17 protein-coding genes are annotated in these 14,271 nt (G+C 46.6%); 12 read left to right on the forward strand and 5 right to left on the reverse strand.

What is annotated here, in order from left to right; all coding sequences use genetic code 11:
• Nucleotides 1-28 precede the first annotated feature (28 nt).
• Nucleotides 29-916, reverse strand: coding sequence for a fumarylacetoacetate hydrolase family protein (locus FD968_RS03535; RefSeq protein WP_215367402.1), 888 nt, complete (start codon nucleotides 914-916; stop codon nucleotides 29-31).
• A 104-nt stretch (nucleotides 917-1,020) separates the two neighbouring features.
• Here FD968_RS03535 and FD968_RS03540 point away from each other — a divergent pair, with 104 nt between their 5' ends.
• The 4 genes from FD968_RS03540 to FD968_RS03555 all read left to right on the forward strand — a co-directional run bounded on the left by FD968_RS03540 (nucleotide 1,021) and on the right by FD968_RS03555 (nucleotide 4,327).
• Nucleotides 1,021-2,007 (forward strand): tripartite tricarboxylate transporter substrate binding protein, encoded by a 987-nt coding sequence (locus FD968_RS03540; RefSeq protein ID WP_215367403.1) that lies wholly within the window; start codon nucleotides 1,021-1,023, stop codon nucleotides 2,005-2,007.
• Nucleotides 2,007-2,804, forward strand: coding sequence for a class II aldolase/adducin family protein (locus tag FD968_RS03545; RefSeq protein WP_215367404.1), 798 nt, complete (start codon nucleotides 2,007-2,009; stop codon nucleotides 2,802-2,804). Before FD968_RS03540 ends, FD968_RS03545 begins: the two co-directional genes overlap by 1 nt.
• A gap of 53 nt (nucleotides 2,805-2,857) precedes the next feature.
• Nucleotides 2,858-3,256, forward strand: coding sequence for a cytochrome c5 family protein (locus FD968_RS03550; protein ID WP_215367405.1), 399 nt, complete (start codon nucleotides 2,858-2,860; stop codon nucleotides 3,254-3,256).
• 81 nt (nucleotides 3,257-3,337) lie between these two features.
• Nucleotides 3,338-4,327: a tripartite tricarboxylate transporter substrate binding protein gene (locus FD968_RS03555; protein WP_215367406.1), complete on the forward strand. Its 990-nt coding sequence runs from the start codon at nucleotides 3,338-3,340 to the stop codon at nucleotides 4,325-4,327.
• Between the two features lie 77 nt (nucleotides 4,328-4,404).
• Here FD968_RS03555 and FD968_RS03560 read toward each other — a convergent pair whose 3' ends face one another.
• Nucleotides 4,405-5,415 (reverse strand): tripartite tricarboxylate transporter substrate binding protein, encoded by a 1,011-nt coding sequence (locus FD968_RS03560; RefSeq protein WP_215367407.1) that lies wholly within the window; start codon nucleotides 5,413-5,415, stop codon nucleotides 4,405-4,407.
• A gap of 107 nt (nucleotides 5,416-5,522) precedes the next feature.
• Here FD968_RS03560 and FD968_RS03565 point away from each other — a divergent pair, with 107 nt between their 5' ends.
• The 8 genes from FD968_RS03565 (at nucleotide 5,523) to FD968_RS03600 (ending at nucleotide 10,611) form a co-directional block, all read left to right on the forward strand.
• Entirely contained in the window at nucleotides 5,523-5,813 is a 291-nt protein-coding gene (locus FD968_RS03565) for a SemiSWEET transporter (RefSeq protein WP_215367408.1), read from the forward strand.
• 20 nt (nucleotides 5,814-5,833) lie between these two features.
• Nucleotides 5,834-6,526 (forward strand): fumarylacetoacetate hydrolase family protein, encoded by a 693-nt coding sequence (locus tag FD968_RS03570; protein WP_215367409.1) that lies wholly within the window; start codon nucleotides 5,834-5,836, stop codon nucleotides 6,524-6,526.
• A gap of 24 nt (nucleotides 6,527-6,550) precedes the next feature.
• Nucleotides 6,551-7,600: an alpha/beta fold hydrolase gene (locus tag FD968_RS03575; protein ID WP_215367410.1), complete on the forward strand. Its 1,050-nt coding sequence runs from the start codon at nucleotides 6,551-6,553 to the stop codon at nucleotides 7,598-7,600.
• Nucleotides 7,601-7,737: 137 nt separating this feature from the next.
• The gene (locus FD968_RS03580; protein ID WP_215367411.1) at nucleotides 7,738-7,896 is read left to right on the forward strand and encodes a DUF5993 family protein; all 159 of its coding nucleotides are present in this window, start codon (nucleotides 7,738-7,740) and stop codon (nucleotides 7,894-7,896) included.
• 5 nt (nucleotides 7,897-7,901) lie between these two features.
• Complete coding sequence (locus FD968_RS03585; RefSeq protein WP_215367412.1) at nucleotides 7,902-8,465, forward strand: disulfide bond formation protein B; 564 nt, start codon at nucleotides 7,902-7,904, stop codon at nucleotides 8,463-8,465.
• A 30-nt stretch (nucleotides 8,466-8,495) separates the two neighbouring features.
• Nucleotides 8,496-9,500 (forward strand): tripartite tricarboxylate transporter substrate binding protein, encoded by a 1,005-nt coding sequence (locus FD968_RS03590; RefSeq protein ID WP_215367413.1) that lies wholly within the window; start codon nucleotides 8,496-8,498, stop codon nucleotides 9,498-9,500.
• A gap of 159 nt (nucleotides 9,501-9,659) precedes the next feature.
• Nucleotides 9,660-10,115: a hypothetical protein gene (locus FD968_RS03595; protein WP_215367414.1), complete on the forward strand. Its 456-nt coding sequence runs from the start codon at nucleotides 9,660-9,662 to the stop codon at nucleotides 10,113-10,115.
• A gap of 34 nt (nucleotides 10,116-10,149) precedes the next feature.
• Nucleotides 10,150-10,611, forward strand: a complete 462-nt coding sequence (locus tag FD968_RS03600) for a glycine zipper family protein (RefSeq protein WP_215367415.1) — start codon at nucleotides 10,150-10,152, stop codon at nucleotides 10,609-10,611.
• 14 nt (nucleotides 10,612-10,625) lie between these two features.
• Here the strand turns inward: FD968_RS03600 and FD968_RS03605 are convergent, their stop codons facing one another.
• The 3 genes from FD968_RS03605 to FD968_RS03615 all read right to left on the reverse strand — a co-directional run bounded on the left by FD968_RS03605 (nucleotide 10,626) and on the right by FD968_RS03615 (nucleotide 14,188).
• The gene (locus tag FD968_RS03605; RefSeq protein ID WP_215367416.1) at nucleotides 10,626-12,017 is read right to left on the reverse strand and encodes an MATE family efflux transporter; all 1,392 of its coding nucleotides are present in this window, start codon (nucleotides 12,015-12,017) and stop codon (nucleotides 10,626-10,628) included.
• Between the two features lie 3 nt (nucleotides 12,018-12,020).
• A complete protein-coding gene (locus FD968_RS03610; RefSeq protein WP_215367417.1) occupies nucleotides 12,021-13,739 on the reverse strand; it encodes a glycosyltransferase family 39 protein in 1,719 nt (572 codons plus the stop codon).
• Nucleotides 13,740-13,840: 101 nt separating this feature from the next.
• Entirely contained in the window at nucleotides 13,841-14,188 is a 348-nt protein-coding gene (locus FD968_RS03615) for a type B 50S ribosomal protein L31 (protein ID WP_068321059.1), read from the reverse strand.
• Nucleotides 14,189-14,271: the final 83 nt, after the last annotated feature.

Genomic DNA, 14,271 nt, shown 5'->3' on the forward strand with positions numbered 1-14,271 from the left:
GATGACATCTTCTTGGTTGAGGAACTTCTTATACGGCTACAAAGGTATTTTCCAGTTTGCCAATACCGCCCATCTCAACCACCACCACATCACCATTGACTAAATACTTCGGTGGCTTAAATCCAATGCCGACGCCAACCGGTGTGCCGGTGGCAATGAGGTCACCAGGATAGAGGGTGATACCAGCAGAGACGGTTGCAATCATATTGGGAATATCAAAGATGAGATCTTTAGTATTGGAGTTTTGACGTAGCTCGCCATTAACCCAACATTTCACAGAAATATCTTCGGCATTAACCTCATCTGCTGTCACAACCCAAGGGCCCATGGGGCAGAAGGTGTCAAAACTTTTGCCAAGAAACCACTGTTTATGGCGCTGTTGCCAATCACGTGCTGTCACATCATTGATGGCGGTATAGCCCCAGACGTGCTTCATGGCATCTGCTTCGCTAATGCCTTTGCCGCCTTTGCCAATCACAATGGTTAGTTCTGCTTCGTAGTCGATACAAGTAGACACTGCGGTTGGAATGATGACGTTGGTGTTTGGTCCTGTCACAGACTCTGGTGGCTTGGTAAAGAAAATGGCATGGCTTGGAATATCTTCACCAGGTTTTGCGCTGCCATCAAAACCGCTATTGGAAAACTCTTTAGCGTGCTCATGATAGTTTTTACCAACACAGAAAATATTTCTTCGAGGTCTTGGAACGGGGGCTAGCAATCGAATATCGCTAAATGCATGAGTAGCTACAGGCTTGGGTAATTTTCCCGCCAGGTCTGATTTGAGAATGGCAACAATCCCATCTTCACTCACATCAACCCCTAAATCGAGCTCTTGAACAGACTGGCCATCACCGGAGACAATGCCGACGCGAGTCTTTGAAGGTTCTTTTGCTAAAGAAAATGCTGCGTATTTCATATTTGCTATCTCCAGTCGGGGTTATGTCTACGCTAACCCTTGTTTATTGTGATGATTCTTGTAGTAGGATAAAGAGCATAAATCATAACTAAATTAGAGACAAAATGAGACAAAAATACCAACTTAGCCGTTTGCTGGGCTGTATTGCAGCATCTTTTTTGGCAATTTCTGCGTTTGCTCAGACGCCTGAGGCTTGGCCCACAAAACCGATCACCATGGTTGTGCCGTTTCCTCCGGGTGGAGTAGCTGATGCTGTCGGTAGACCAGTTGCTGAGGCACTTACTCGTATTTTGGGGCAATCTGTTGTTGTAGAGAACAAGGCAGGTGCTGGTGGCGGCATTGGTATGGCAGCAGTGGCTAAATCAAAACCCGATGGTTACACCATCTTGATGGCCTTATCGTCGATTTCCATTATTCCCGAGGCAGACAAAGTTGTCGGGCGCGAACAATCTTTTCAGTTAAATCAACTCAAACCGATTGCCCGTTTTACCGCCGATCCAACCGTCTTGGTGGTGCGTGCTGATAGTCCGTGGAAAGATTACAAATCGTTTGTGGCGGCAATGCGCGCCAATCCTGGTAAGTACAACTTTGGTTCTTCAGGAAACTACGGAACGATGCATGTACCGATGGAGATGCTGAAGTCTTCTGAAAAGTTCTACATGGTGCATATCCCTTATACGGGGGCAGGCCCAGCAATTGTGGGCCTCCTAGGCGGCCAAGTCGATGCGATTGCTACTGGCCCATCTTCTATCGTGCAGCAGATTAAGGCGGGTAAGGTGCGTGCTTTAGCTCATTGGGGTGATGGCAGATTGGCCAGCATGCCAGAAGTACCTAGCTTCAAAGAAATGGGCGTGAAGATTGAGTTCTCGCAGTGGGCAGGATTATTTGTACCAAGCGCCACTCCTGATTACATTACCAACAAACTCCGTGAAGCTGCCAAGCAAGCATCAACGGATGAGCGAGTGCGCTCTGTGATTAATGGTGCTGGTAGTCCAATTCAATATCTAGATGCCCCAGAATTTAAAGTCTATTGGGATAAAGAATCTGCGCAGATGGGAGAGATTGTCAGAAAGATTGGTAAGGTGGAGTGATGAAAAAACTTCTCATTCCCATACTGTTGATTGGCGTGACTTATGCTCATGCCGCGTCTGTGCAGGAGCAGATGGAGCAAGATCCTAAGATTAAAGCAGCGATTGAAGAGTTGGTCATTGCGAATCATATTTTGTATGACCAAAACGCTGTTGATGGTTATGGCCACATTAGTGTTCGCAACCCCGTCAATCCCAATACTTTCTTTTTAGCAAGAAGCGTCGCCCCTTCGACAGTGAAAGTCGAAGACATTATGGAGTTTGACATGAGTGGTAAGGCGCTGAATGGCGATACTCGGGTTGCCTATGGCGAGCGTTTTATACATAGTGGTATTTTAAAAAATCGCCCTGATATCAATTCAGTGATTCATGGGCATGCGCCACCAATCTTGCCTTATGGTTTAACGGGCACGACGCTCAAGCCGGTGTATCACATGAGCTCCTTCTTGGGTGAGGGCGCGCCCATTTTTGAAATACGCAATTATGCAAAACCCAATCCTGATACGGATATGTTTGTGAGCAATGTGGATTTAGGTAATGCCTTATCTCAATCCATGGGATTGCAATATTTTGTCTTGATGCGTGGACATGGTTACGCAGCTGGTGCAGATTCGATTAAAAAGGCAGTGTTCAGGGCGGTTTATGCGATCCAGAATGCCAGCATTCAGGCGGATGCGATGAAGATGGGACAAGTTCAATACCTCACCCCTGGTGAAGCCTCGATTGCACAGGAAACGATCGAAAAAACGATTGGCCGACCATGGCAGCTTTGGTCTGAAAGAGTCAAGAAAACACAATAAGGCCTTAATCCATTAGCATTGCCAATAATGTAATAAAAATACTAAGAAAGCTAATGATGAACTTTAAAAAACAGACCTATATTTTGGCCGTGGCACTACTGGGTGCTCCTGGATTAGCGCTTGCCCAATCAGGTGAGAGTACTTATAAGCAGGTATGCGCTGCCTGTCATGGCGCGGGAGTTTTGAATGCTCCTAAATTTGGAGATAAAGCCAAGTGGGCTCCATTGATTGCGGAGGGACAGGTAACATTGACAGCACATGGTTATGTTGGCGTGAGAGGAATGCCTGCAAAAGGCGGTAATCCTAACTTAAGCATTGAGGGATTTGCTGATGCGCTGGTCTATATGGTGAATAACTCGGGTGGCAATTGGAAGTCCCCAGATGTAAAAACCATTGCTGCAATCAATAAAGAAGTAGAAGCACGTAAGGCAGGATTAAATAAGAAGCAATAAAGAAGTCAAGATGTAGCCCTAAAGCAGTAGAAGTCTGAATTGATTTAACAAAAATATAAACAGAGATTACTCGGAGACAACATGATTCGTTTTCAATCATTACATAAGCAATTTGCTTTTCTTTGGGGTGCTATAGCGGCTTCAGTGCTCAGCACCTCTTTGGTATTTGCTCAACCATTCCCCAATAAGCCGGTCAAGATTATTGTGACTGCTGCGCCAGGCGGCACTACCGATATTTCATCACGCGCACTGTCTGATATCTTGGGCAAAGAGCTGGGACAAAGCGTGATCGTTGAAAACAAAGCAGGTGGGGCAGGCATCATTGGTATTCAGGCTTTACTCGCAGCACCTGCTGATGGTTACACCATGGCGATGGGCAATATTGGCCCAAACGCGATTAACTATAGTCTTTACAAGAGTCTTCCATACAAGATGGAAGACATGGAGCCGATCACGATTGTGATTGCCAACCCCAATGTATTGGTAGTGAACCCAGAGGTTCCTGCAAAAACAGTTGCTGAGTTAGTTGCTTTAGCAAAAGCCAATCCTGGTAAATATTCTTTTGCATCTTCAGGTCGTGGTCAATCTATTCATATGTCTGGCGAGTTGTTTAAAACCCAGGCTGGTATCGACATTATTCACGTGCCATACAAGGGCGCTGGTCCAGCATTGGCTGACCTATTGGCTGGACAGACCAGCATGATGGTGGATAACTTACCTAGCTCGATGCAGTACATCAAAGCTGGAAAATTACGTCCTCTAGCGGTCACCAGTAAGAACAGGGTTCCCGAGTTGCCAGATGTGCCAACCATGATTCAGTCGGGCTATCCAAACTTTGAAGTGACTGCTTGGTTTGGTTTGTTTGTTCCTGCTGGTACACCAAAGCCTGTAATCGACAAGCTCTATGTAGCAGTCAAGAAAGCACTTGATTCTCCAGAGATTAAACAACGTTGGAAAGATTTGGGTGGTTGGGCGGTAGGTGATACACCAGCAAATACCAAACTCTTTATTGCTGCTGAAAAGAAGAAGTGGGAGTTGGTTGCTCAGCAAGCCAAAATCGAGGCTGAATGATCTAGTCTGAGTAAAGAGCATTCAAAAACAAAAGGGGATCTCAATGAGATCCCCTTTGTTGTTGGGTGGCGGGTAATTTAGTCTGCCTTGACGTTGGCATCCTTAACAACCTTAGCCCACATATTTAATTCACGGGTAATACGTTTGCTAGAGTCTGCTGGCGAAAGGTAGTTCACATAAACGCCGGCAGCGAGCATGCGCTCTTGAACATCTGGACGCTGCAAAATAGTTTTGATGTCTGCACTCAATTTATTCACGATAGCAGAAGGGGTTCCTGCTGGAGCCTCAATACCAAACATACTCACGACATCAAAGTTCGGTAATCCAGTGGCTTCTGTAACAGTAGGCACATCTGGCAACTGGCTAATGCGTTTAGCAGTTGTCACAGCCAGAGCTCTTAACTGACCCGCTTGAATAAATTGCAAAGCGGCTGGAACCGTTTCAGACATACTAAGTACTTGTCCACCAACCAGGTCAGTCATGGCAGGGCCGCTACCTTTGTAAGGGATGTGCAACATATCCAATCCAAGTTGGAAGCGGAACATTTCCATGGCGAGACGTTGGGGAGCACCAGCACCAGAGGATGCAAAGGTCAGCTTGCCTGGATTGGCTTTCGCATATGCAATGAACTCTTTCATGTTCTTTACAGGAACAGATGGATTCACGACAAAGACGAGAGGCACAACGCCGACAATCGCTACTGGAGTGAAATCTTTCTCCAGGTTGTACTTAATCTTGTCTTTATCTAAATTGGTGTTAATGGCATGGGAGGTTAGGGCGCCCATCAGCAATGTATAGCCATCAGCAGGAGACTTAGCAACTAAATCGGCTCCAATATTGCCACTGTCACCAGCGCGATTGTCCGGTACTACTTGTTGATTGAGGCTCTTGGATAGTTCTTGCGCCATGATGCGACCAATTACGTCCGTTGCTCCGCCCGGAGGGAAAGGGATCACGAGTCGGATTGGCTTATCCGGATAATTTTTGACTGCTGCATCGCTTTGAGCGATTGCAGGCGAGGTAATGAAGGTGGCGAATAAGGTGGCACATACGGCGGCGCCAATCCAGTGGGTCAGTTTTAGTCTCATGTTGTATTTTTTTATATTGGGTTGAATTACAGGTTTCCATTATCTACAGAAATGGGCTTTCTGCGCTAGATCAATGAATTATTACATTCCCTAATTACAATGAATGCATGACCCTAGAACCCCACCAAATTGAGATCATTGGTTATTGCGCTGCATTCTTAACCACGGTAGCCTTTTTGCCCCAAGCAATTTGGTCCTGGCGCACCAAAGATCTCTCTGGAATCTCCTTGGGTATGTATTCTTTATTTACTGCGGGAGTGGGTTTGTGGCTAGTCTATGGCCTCATTATTGAAAAGTGGCCCCTGATATTGGCTAATGCGCTGACTTTTACCCTGGCTCTCAGTATCTTGTTATTGAAATTGCGTCATACTTCTAAACAAACGAAATCAGAAAAATAACCCCTTCAGAAAGGTAAGTCATGAGTTCAGCTTTTGTTATCGATCCACCAGTGCAAATTTCTTTGCCGGTAACGGGTGATACCCGTCGCTTTGCAGTCAATCGTATTTATTGTGTGGGTCGTAACTATGCGGATCATGCGCGTGAGATGGGTCACGATCCTGATCGTGAGCCACCATTCTTTTTTATGAAGCCGGCAAACTCGATTGTGACTGATGGTAAAGACATGGCTTACCCAAATCTTTCCAAGGATGTTCATCATGAAATTGAGATGGTCGTAGCAATTGGTAAGGGTGGCGCAAATATTGCCGCTGATAAAGCCTTGGATCATGTGTATGGCTATGGCGTTGGCTTAGATATGACCAGACGTGATTTGCAAGGCGAGGCAAAGAAGATGGGACGTCCTTGGGATACTGGTAAAGCCTTTGATCAATCTGCTCCCTGCGGTGAGATCACGCCAGTGAGTCAGTGTGGTCACCCTAGCCAAGGCGCCGTCAAACTCTTGGTCAATGGTGAAGAGCGTCAGTCAGGCGATCTCAATCAACTGATCTGGAACGTACCTGACACTATTGCATACCTCTCGACATTATTTACTTTAGAGCCAGGCGATCTGATTTATTCAGGCACACCTGCAGGAGTAGGCCCAGTGAAAAAAGGTGATGTACTAGAAGGTAGTGTTGCGGGTTTGAAGAATCTTAAAACTAAAATCGTTTAATACTCCACTGGAAAAATCAAGACCATGAGATTTTTTAGAACGCTTGCAGTCATCATGACTGCTGGTTCATTACTTGCCTCTTGCGCCAGTAATGAACCAGTGACTCCTGCAGCAGCACCAGCCCCAGCAAGCCTCTATACCAATGCAACACCTCTGGATTTACGCCTTAGTGCGTGGCCATATCCTTATCCAACCAAAGAATTTAAGACAAGCTTGCAAGGTGTTCCCGCTAGCATGGTCTATATGGATGTACCGGCAGTAGGCAAGCAAAAGGGCGCAGTGTTGCTCTTTCATGGCAAGAATTTTTCAAGTGATTATTGGGCACCCACCATTGCAGGCTTAACGCAGGCAGGGTATCGCGTCATCGCACCCGATCAAATTGGTTTTGGTAAGTCTTCTAAGCCTAATGTGGCCTATCACTTTGATGATTTAGCTGCCAATACTAAGGCCTTGCTTCAATCTTTGGGTGTCAAGCAAGTCTCTGTGATCGCAAATTCGATGGGTGGCATGGTGGGTGTGCGCTTTGCGCGCCTTTATCCACAGACAGTGCAAAAGCTGGTGTTGGAAAATCCTCTGGGCCTAGAGGATTACAGTAAAGATATTCCGCCACAGCAAAATGACAACTTACTGAAATTAGAGATGGCGCAAACAGAGACAAGTTATCGCCGTTTCTTGCAAACCTATTTCCCAAGCTGGCAACCTTCTTATGAAAAGTTTGTAGAGGTCTATGTGCGTGTTCAAAAAGGACCGGACTATCCTGCATATGCAACAACCTCAGTGCTGACCTATCAAATGATTGCTGAAAAGCCTGTGGTTGGCGACTTGCCTCAGCTCAAGATGCCGGTATTGCTGGTCATTGGCCAGAAAGATCGCACAGTCTTTGGTAGACGTTTTGCTCCACCTGAAGCCGTAAAAACTCTGGGTAACTTTCCAGAGTTGGGTAAAAAGGCACAAGCGACTATTCCGAATGCGAAGTTGGTGCCGATTGAGAATGTTGGTCATGTCCCCCATGTAGAGGTGCCAGATCTATTTATCTCTACGGTAGTGCAGTTCTTAAATCAAACAAAGAACTAGCGAGCTGATACCCACTTTGGTGGGGGTCATTTTGTTGTATTCAGCTTTACTAAAGCAAGCATTCCAAGAGACCATTCTTCAAGCGCTGAATTTACTGATTTACCCGACCCTACGGTCTCCTGCGCTAGAATTCTCTTATGTATATGTTCCTGCCTTTTCTGACAGCATTCATCGGACTCGTCTTAGTCTGGTTTGAGAAGCGTATGGCAGGCTTAGTCATGCTAGCGATCACTGTCCTCATCTTGATGGCTTGGTTCCGCTTTCATGCAACTTCTCACCTGAACCTGAGCTTTTAATCATTGTGAGCAAGCATTCATTTCCTTCGCTAGCAGCATTGGGCAATCAGCTTGCCTTGTTGGCAGTAATTGGCACTTTAGCTTATGCCTTTATTGACCAACTCTATTTTGGTGAGCTGCCTTGCCCTCTGTGCTTAATGCAGCGCATAGGTTTTGTGATCATTGGTTTTGCCTTGGTGCTCAATATTCGTTGTGGCGCCCACTCCGCGCATTATGGTTGGGGCATTATGGGCGGCTTAGTGGGTATGATGGTGTCGTTGCGCCAAGTGTTTTTGCATATCTTGCCGGGCGATAAAGGATTTGGTTCAACCTTCTTAGAGCTCCATTTTTATACTTGGGCTTTTGTGGGCTATCTCGGATTAATGGCAGGCCTTGCTATTTTATTGATGCTACCCAATCGTGAGGTGCGTTCACGCTCCTGGTTTGCCAATTCCTTAATCATTCTTTTTATTTTGATCGTTTTGGCTAACCTCGTTTCAACCTTGCTCGAGTGTGGCATTGGTCCCTGTGCTGATGATCCAGTTAAGTATGACGGCTTGCTGTGGTTAAGATCCCGATTTGGTATTTAAGTGAGTTTGCCCACTGTATTGGGCTTTAAGATGATGCGATTCTCTCAGGCGGCCAAAAGCCTACTTCTCTTTTTATTCTTCGGTACAGTTACGCTGTTAGCCCAAGCTCAAACTACACCCAACAAGAATACAAATTGGCCTAAACAAGCGATTCGCATCATTGTGACCTTTACCCCTGGCGGCGCCCCAGACATTTTGGCGCGTGTATTAGCAGAAAGCTGGCAAAAAAGTTTGGGTGTGCCAGTCCTGGTTGAGAATCGCCCTGGATATGGCGGCAATATTGGCGCCGATCTCGTTGCTAAGAGTGAGCCTGATGGCTATACGCTGCTCATTGGTACCGTCGGTATACATGCGATCAATGGCGCTCTTTATGAAAAGATGTCTTTTGATCCAGTGAAAGATTTCACACCAATTAGTTTCTTGGCTAGCACTCCTAACGTCCTCATCGTGAATAAACAATTGGGTGTGAATAATCTGCATGAGCTCATTGAGCTTGCAAAAGCAAAACCCAATCAACTCACCTTTGGCTCTTCTGGTGTAGGTACCTCATTGCATATGTCTGGTGAATTATTTAAAGAGATGGCGGGAATACAAATTCGACATATTCCATATAAGGGGCGCGCACAGTCTCTTCCAGATTTAGTGAGTGGTCGCATCTCAATGCTCTTTGATAACTTATCTTCTTCATTGCCATTAATTAAAGCGGGGGAAGTGCAGGCTTTGGGTGTGACAACACTTAGGCGCTCGCAGGCCGCCCCAGAAATCCCCACATTAGCCGAGCAGGGGCTTCCTGGCTTTGAGGCGGTTTCTTGGTTCTCATTGATGGCGCCGGCAAACCTTCCACCAACCATTCAAAAGCGCCTCAATCAATTAACCAGAAACGCCTTAAATATGCCTGAAGTTAAAAGTCGTCTCTTGATAGGTGGTTTAGATCCTGCACCAGGTAGCCCTCAGGATCTCTCTAAATTGATTGCCCAAGAATCTGCCAAATGGAGTAGGGTGGTACAGCAATCTGGAGCAAAATTAGATCAGTAAGATAGCGCCGATAAGGGCTCTAATAAGGGTTCTAATAAATAAGTTACTTTCTTGTCAGCTTGGCTGTATTTGAGGCGTTATTGATAGTAAGACGTGAAAAAACGAGAATAGAACTATTCAGAAACATCAGACCGCGCAGGACCAAATAGGGGGTCAACCATGAAACTCATCAATCAATTCAGCATCTTAGGAATTACCACTGCCGCTTTACTTGCATTTGCACCCTTGAGTGCTCAAGCCGGTAATGTGGGTTGGAATGTTTCAGTGGGCGGTGGTTATGGAGGCGGCTATGGCGGAGGTTGGCGACCAGCAGCTTATGGTCCAGGATGGGGACATGGCTGGGGCCCAGGTTGGCGGGGTAATTGGGCTGGATATTATGGCGGCCCTTACGCTGGTTACTATGCACCACCAGTGGTTTACGCTCCACCACCAGTAGCCTATATGCCACCACCTCAACCGATGGTGTTGGCAGCACAGCCGCAACCCGCAGTTTGGTATTACTGCGAGGCAAGCGGTAAGTATTTTCCATACGCGCAAGAGTGTCCGACAGGTTGGCAAACACAGCCGGCAACGCCACCAACTAGCAACACCCTACAAAGACGTCCGCAATACTAATTCAATTTATTTTAAGAACGATTAAAGGTTTTTTATGAAACGATTTGCTCGTATCGCAGTATTGACTGCTTCTGTTATTACATCGTTGATTGGATGTGTGTCTGCGCCTACTGGCCCAACGATTGCGATCATGCCGCGCGAAGGTAAGCCATTCGAAGTATTTCAACAAGAAGATCAACAGTGCCGTGAATTTGCAGCCAACGCAGTGAAGGACACGAGTAATGCTGCATTAAAAGAAGGCGCTACGAGCGCGGCTATTGGTGCCGCGTTAGGTGCTGCAGCAGGTGCAGTGATTCAGGGTGGTAGCAGTCAGAATATTGGTACAGGTGCAGGTGTTGGTTTGTTAGGCGGTGCCGCGATGGGTGCCATGAACTCTGCTGGTAAACAAAACCAAGCACAAACCCAATACAACATTGCATATCAACAGTGCATGTATTCCAAAGGCAATCAAGTTCCTAGCTACGCAGCACCGGTTTCAGGATCAGGCTACCGCTAAATCCCTCGCTAGCTCTACAGCTTAAGAGGTGGATGCGTCTGTTCATAGCGCTCCGCCGTTCTTCTGAAGAGGTAAAGTAGTAAGCAAGCAGCTAAACCTAAGCTGATACTATTGCCTGCCCAAAAGCCATTGGCGCCCTGCAGGAATGTCGGCGTATTGCCTAATACGTTAAAGCCAAGCAAGTACCCGCCACCAAGACCGACGCCCCAAAGTGAGCCTGCATAAATGAGCATAGGCCAAAAAGCAATGCGATACGCCCGCAATATAAAGGCAGCAGTCACTTGCAATGCATCAAAGATTTGATAGAAGGCAATAAATAAGAATAGTGGTACAGAGAAAACTTTTACCGCTTCAGGTGGATCATATAAATCTAGCAACTGCATGCGGAATACCCAGACTGCGATACCAATCGTGATGCACAAAGCCGTTGTAAAGAAAACTGAAGACCAACCTATCTCTTCAGCTCGCTCTGGCTTATTTGCACCAATGGATTGAGAGACTAAGGTCATCGTCGCAATGGAGAGTGATAAGGGCACCATATAAATCACAGTACCCATATTGGCCACAATTTGATGTCCCGCTAAAGCTGTTGTACCAAGGCGCGCGATAAATAGCGACATGAAGGTAAAGGAAGTCACTTCAATTAAGTAACTAAAGCCTATGGGGGTACCCAGTTTCAATAAAGTCCAAATGCGATGCCAATCAGGCAAGCTAAAGCGCTCGAAAATCTTGAAGGGGCGATAGAAGCGATCAAACAAGACAAAACCTAGAGTCATTAATAACCAGGACCAGTTAATGATGACGGTGGCAACCGCACAACCAGGCCCGCCCATACCTTCAATGCCTAAGCCGCCATAAATAAAGAGTAGATTTAAGGGTAGCTTCAGCGCTAGACCAATGAGTTGTACGACGGTAATCACTGCAGGGCGTGAGACAGCATTATGCAAAGCCATCAGCACACGCATCCCCATGCTTGCAGGCAAACCCAAGGCCAGAATGCTGAGATATAACTTAGCCTTATCTTCAATATCGGGACTAATGCGTGAGATCGCCAATAGATGATCTGCGTTTAGCAAGATAAAACAACCCAGTATGGTAAGTCCTAAGGCAAGCCAAGTAGCTTGTCGCACTTCTTCACCAATCTCGCTATAGCGTTTAGCGCCAAAGAGCTGTCCCGCAATAGGAGCAAGGGCAGATACAACACCAGTCAGGCCAACATAGATGCTGATAAAGATCGCTGAGGCCATTGCCAGAGCGGCTAAGTCATCAGCTGAGTAGCGTGCGGTCATCGCTGTGTCGAGTACACCAAAAGCAATAACTGCTAGTTGACCAATGAGTAAGGGGCCAGCAAGTTTGAGTAGAGCGGGGACGTCCTCGCGAAGGCGCGATAGCTTAAAGTGCAGCACGCCTTATTCCGGAATAACTTCGTATAGACGTAAACGTTCATCGCGGTCAGCAGCACGACGATCTTCCCAGAGAAGGTGAAGCTTTTTATTGTTCAACTGCGCATAAGCTTTTGCTTCAGATTGATTGTGTGTCAGCATCCAAGGGCAATTTGGATCATCGCGCAAATTGAATTTTGTGAAATAGCTAAATGAAGCGAGCTGAGCGGGACCAATATTGCTGGTATTGATACAGCCGCCACCAGAAGGGACTACTTGTGCAAGACGAGCCGATACAGGGCGGTAGGTTTTAGCAAAGTTGATGGTTGGCAACCATAAAGTCATGAGCAATACCCACATCAAGGTAGTGCCTGATGCAGAGATAATCAAGCAGCGCCAGATTTCTTTAGGGGCGCGTGAAGTTCTCCAGCGTACTACGAAGAGCCAGACACCCGTAATCGCTAGCGCAACAATAAAGGCAAGCCAATTAAATTGACCTTCAAAGCCCGGTAGTAAGCGAGAGATGTTGGCGGCAGTGGTTTCTGGATAACCAGTAACTTTGGCTAGCCAAATAATCCAAATCGCCAAAGCAATTAGCGTAAAGCTGAACATCGCAAACCAGTCAATGAAACTAATCATGCTGCGCTTGAGAATGGGTAAGCTAAAGGCTGCAATGATGGATAGGCTTGGGATCATGATCATGAGGTCGTGTTCATTCGCCTCAAGGCGGAACAGCACATAAATCAAGCTACCAATAAATAAACTCAGTGGAATGCAAAGGTGAGGAGCGCGCCAAGCACCTGCTTCGTTAACGCGACCCCAGTGCGCTAAAGAGATTGCAGCCAATGGCCATACTGGCCATGCGTACGCCCAGAAGTTCACGCTCAAGAAACCCAATGATTCAATAGAAGGTGTAGAGCGCATCTCTGGCATATTGCGCCAACCCTCTTCGGCGATATGACGCCATTCATTAGGTAAGCCAGCTACGTACCAAAGTATGGGCCAAAGTGCAAAACCGATTAAACCTAAAACAGTGCTGGTCAGCGTCCAACGAAAACGTAACTTCGCATTACTTGCAATTACCGCAATGATGGTGGAGGTAACGATGATCAAGCTCAGGGTGAGATTGCTAGAGAGGGCCACAATCGCAATGCCAAGACCAGTCCATAAACCGCCTTGCCATGGCTTATCTAATCCGCGCACAGTACCGTAGAGCACGATGCTGATACCCATGAGTTGCGCCATCATCGGAGTGGTTTCATGAGCGCGTTGAGCTAGGCCTACGCACGCCAAGAAGATCAGGAGTGCACCATCAGCCAGCGTCATGCCATAACTCTTCATATCGGGTTGACCGCCAACAGCTAAAGCCATTGGCTGTACTTCACGACGACGACCCAATAAATAAGTGGCATACCAAATGGCTAACGCTGCAGCAAAGAAGCAGATCGCAGAATACAAACGTGCGGCATTAGCAGCACCAATAAATCCACTAAATAATTTAATGAGAGTGGCGCCCATCCAATACGGTAGAGGTGTGCCAAGAGAGACGTCGCGACCTGCTAAGTGGGGAACGAGCCAATCGATAGAATCGCCGCGAAACAAAGTCCACATCCCGCCAAAACCGATAGCATCTTCATTCTTCCAAGGATCGCGGAAGAAGAGGCCTGCGAAACCATAAACCAAAGTCAACGCAAAAATAATGATGCGCGGAATCGATTTAGTAGCGGCGGCGGTTAGTTTGACCATGAACTCTATTTAAGCAAAACGACAAATAAAAAAGGCAGCAAACGCTGCCTTGATTATCTCGCAGAGAAGGGCATTGCCATACCCCGCGAATATGAGGTGTATTAAGCCTTCTTCTTAGCTGGCTTTTCAGCAGCTTTAGCTTCTGCAGCAGCCGCTTTTTTCTCAGCTGTTTTAGCAGCGCCATCACCGGAAGCCTTAGCAACAGCTTTAGTACCGAATTTCTGACGGAATTTCTCAACACGACCAGCGGTATCCATGATTTTTTGGGTGCCGGTGTAGAAAGGGTGTGATTCAGAAGAAGTCTCGATCTTGGCCAATGGATATTCATTGCCGTCTTCCCACTTGATGGTCTCTTTAGTAGCCATTGTGGAGCGAGTCTTGAAGCTGAAGTTATTGGAAACGTCTACAAAGACGATTTCACGATATTCGGGGTGAATGCCAGGTTTCATTTTTGAGTCCTATTAGCGGGTAGCCGTTTAAGTTAATTAACCTAAATACTTTCCCAAGTTAAAAGCAGTAAAGGCGAAATTAT

It is taken from the genome of Polynucleobacter sp. AP-Titi-500A-B4, from assembly GCF_018688095.1.
Classification (GTDB): domain Bacteria; phylum Pseudomonadota; class Gammaproteobacteria; order Burkholderiales; family Burkholderiaceae; genus Polynucleobacter.

Bases quoted from the DNA above. Each gene is read 5' to 3' on its own strand.
- FD968_RS03535 (WP_215367402.1), bottom strand. From the start codon at position 916: ATGAAATACGCAGCATTTTCTTTAGCAAAAGAACCTTCAAAGACTCGC.
- FD968_RS03540 (WP_215367403.1), top strand. From the start codon at position 1,021: ATGAGACAAAAATACCAACTTAGCCGTTTGCTGGGCTGTATTGCAGCA.
- FD968_RS03545 (WP_215367404.1), top strand. From the start codon at position 2,007: ATGAAAAAACTTCTCATTCCCATACTGTTGATTGGCGTGACTTATGCT.
- FD968_RS03550 (WP_215367405.1), top strand. From the start codon at position 2,858: ATGATGAACTTTAAAAAACAGACCTATATTTTGGCCGTGGCACTACTG.
- FD968_RS03555 (WP_215367406.1), top strand. From the start codon at position 3,338: ATGATTCGTTTTCAATCATTACATAAGCAATTTGCTTTTCTTTGGGGT.
- FD968_RS03560 (WP_215367407.1), bottom strand. From the start codon at position 5,415: ATGAGACTAAAACTGACCCACTGGATTGGCGCCGCCGTATGTGCCACC.
- FD968_RS03565 (WP_215367408.1), top strand. From the start codon at position 5,523: ATGACCCTAGAACCCCACCAAATTGAGATCATTGGTTATTGCGCTGCA.
- FD968_RS03570 (WP_215367409.1), top strand. From the start codon at position 5,834: ATGAGTTCAGCTTTTGTTATCGATCCACCAGTGCAAATTTCTTTGCCG.
- FD968_RS03575 (WP_215367410.1), top strand. From the start codon at position 6,551: ATGAGATTTTTTAGAACGCTTGCAGTCATCATGACTGCTGGTTCATTA.
- FD968_RS03580 (WP_215367411.1), top strand. From the start codon at position 7,738: ATGTATATGTTCCTGCCTTTTCTGACAGCATTCATCGGACTCGTCTTA.
- FD968_RS03590 (WP_215367413.1), top strand. From the start codon at position 8,496: ATGATGCGATTCTCTCAGGCGGCCAAAAGCCTACTTCTCTTTTTATTC.
- FD968_RS03595 (WP_215367414.1), top strand. From the start codon at position 9,660: ATGAAACTCATCAATCAATTCAGCATCTTAGGAATTACCACTGCCGCT.
- FD968_RS03600 (WP_215367415.1), top strand. From the start codon at position 10,150: ATGAAACGATTTGCTCGTATCGCAGTATTGACTGCTTCTGTTATTACA.
- FD968_RS03610 (WP_215367417.1), bottom strand. From the start codon at position 13,739: ATGGTCAAACTAACCGCCGCCGCTACTAAATCGATTCCGCGCATCATT.
- FD968_RS03615 (WP_068321059.1), bottom strand. From the start codon at position 14,188: ATGAAACCTGGCATTCACCCCGAATATCGTGAAATCGTCTTTGTAGAC.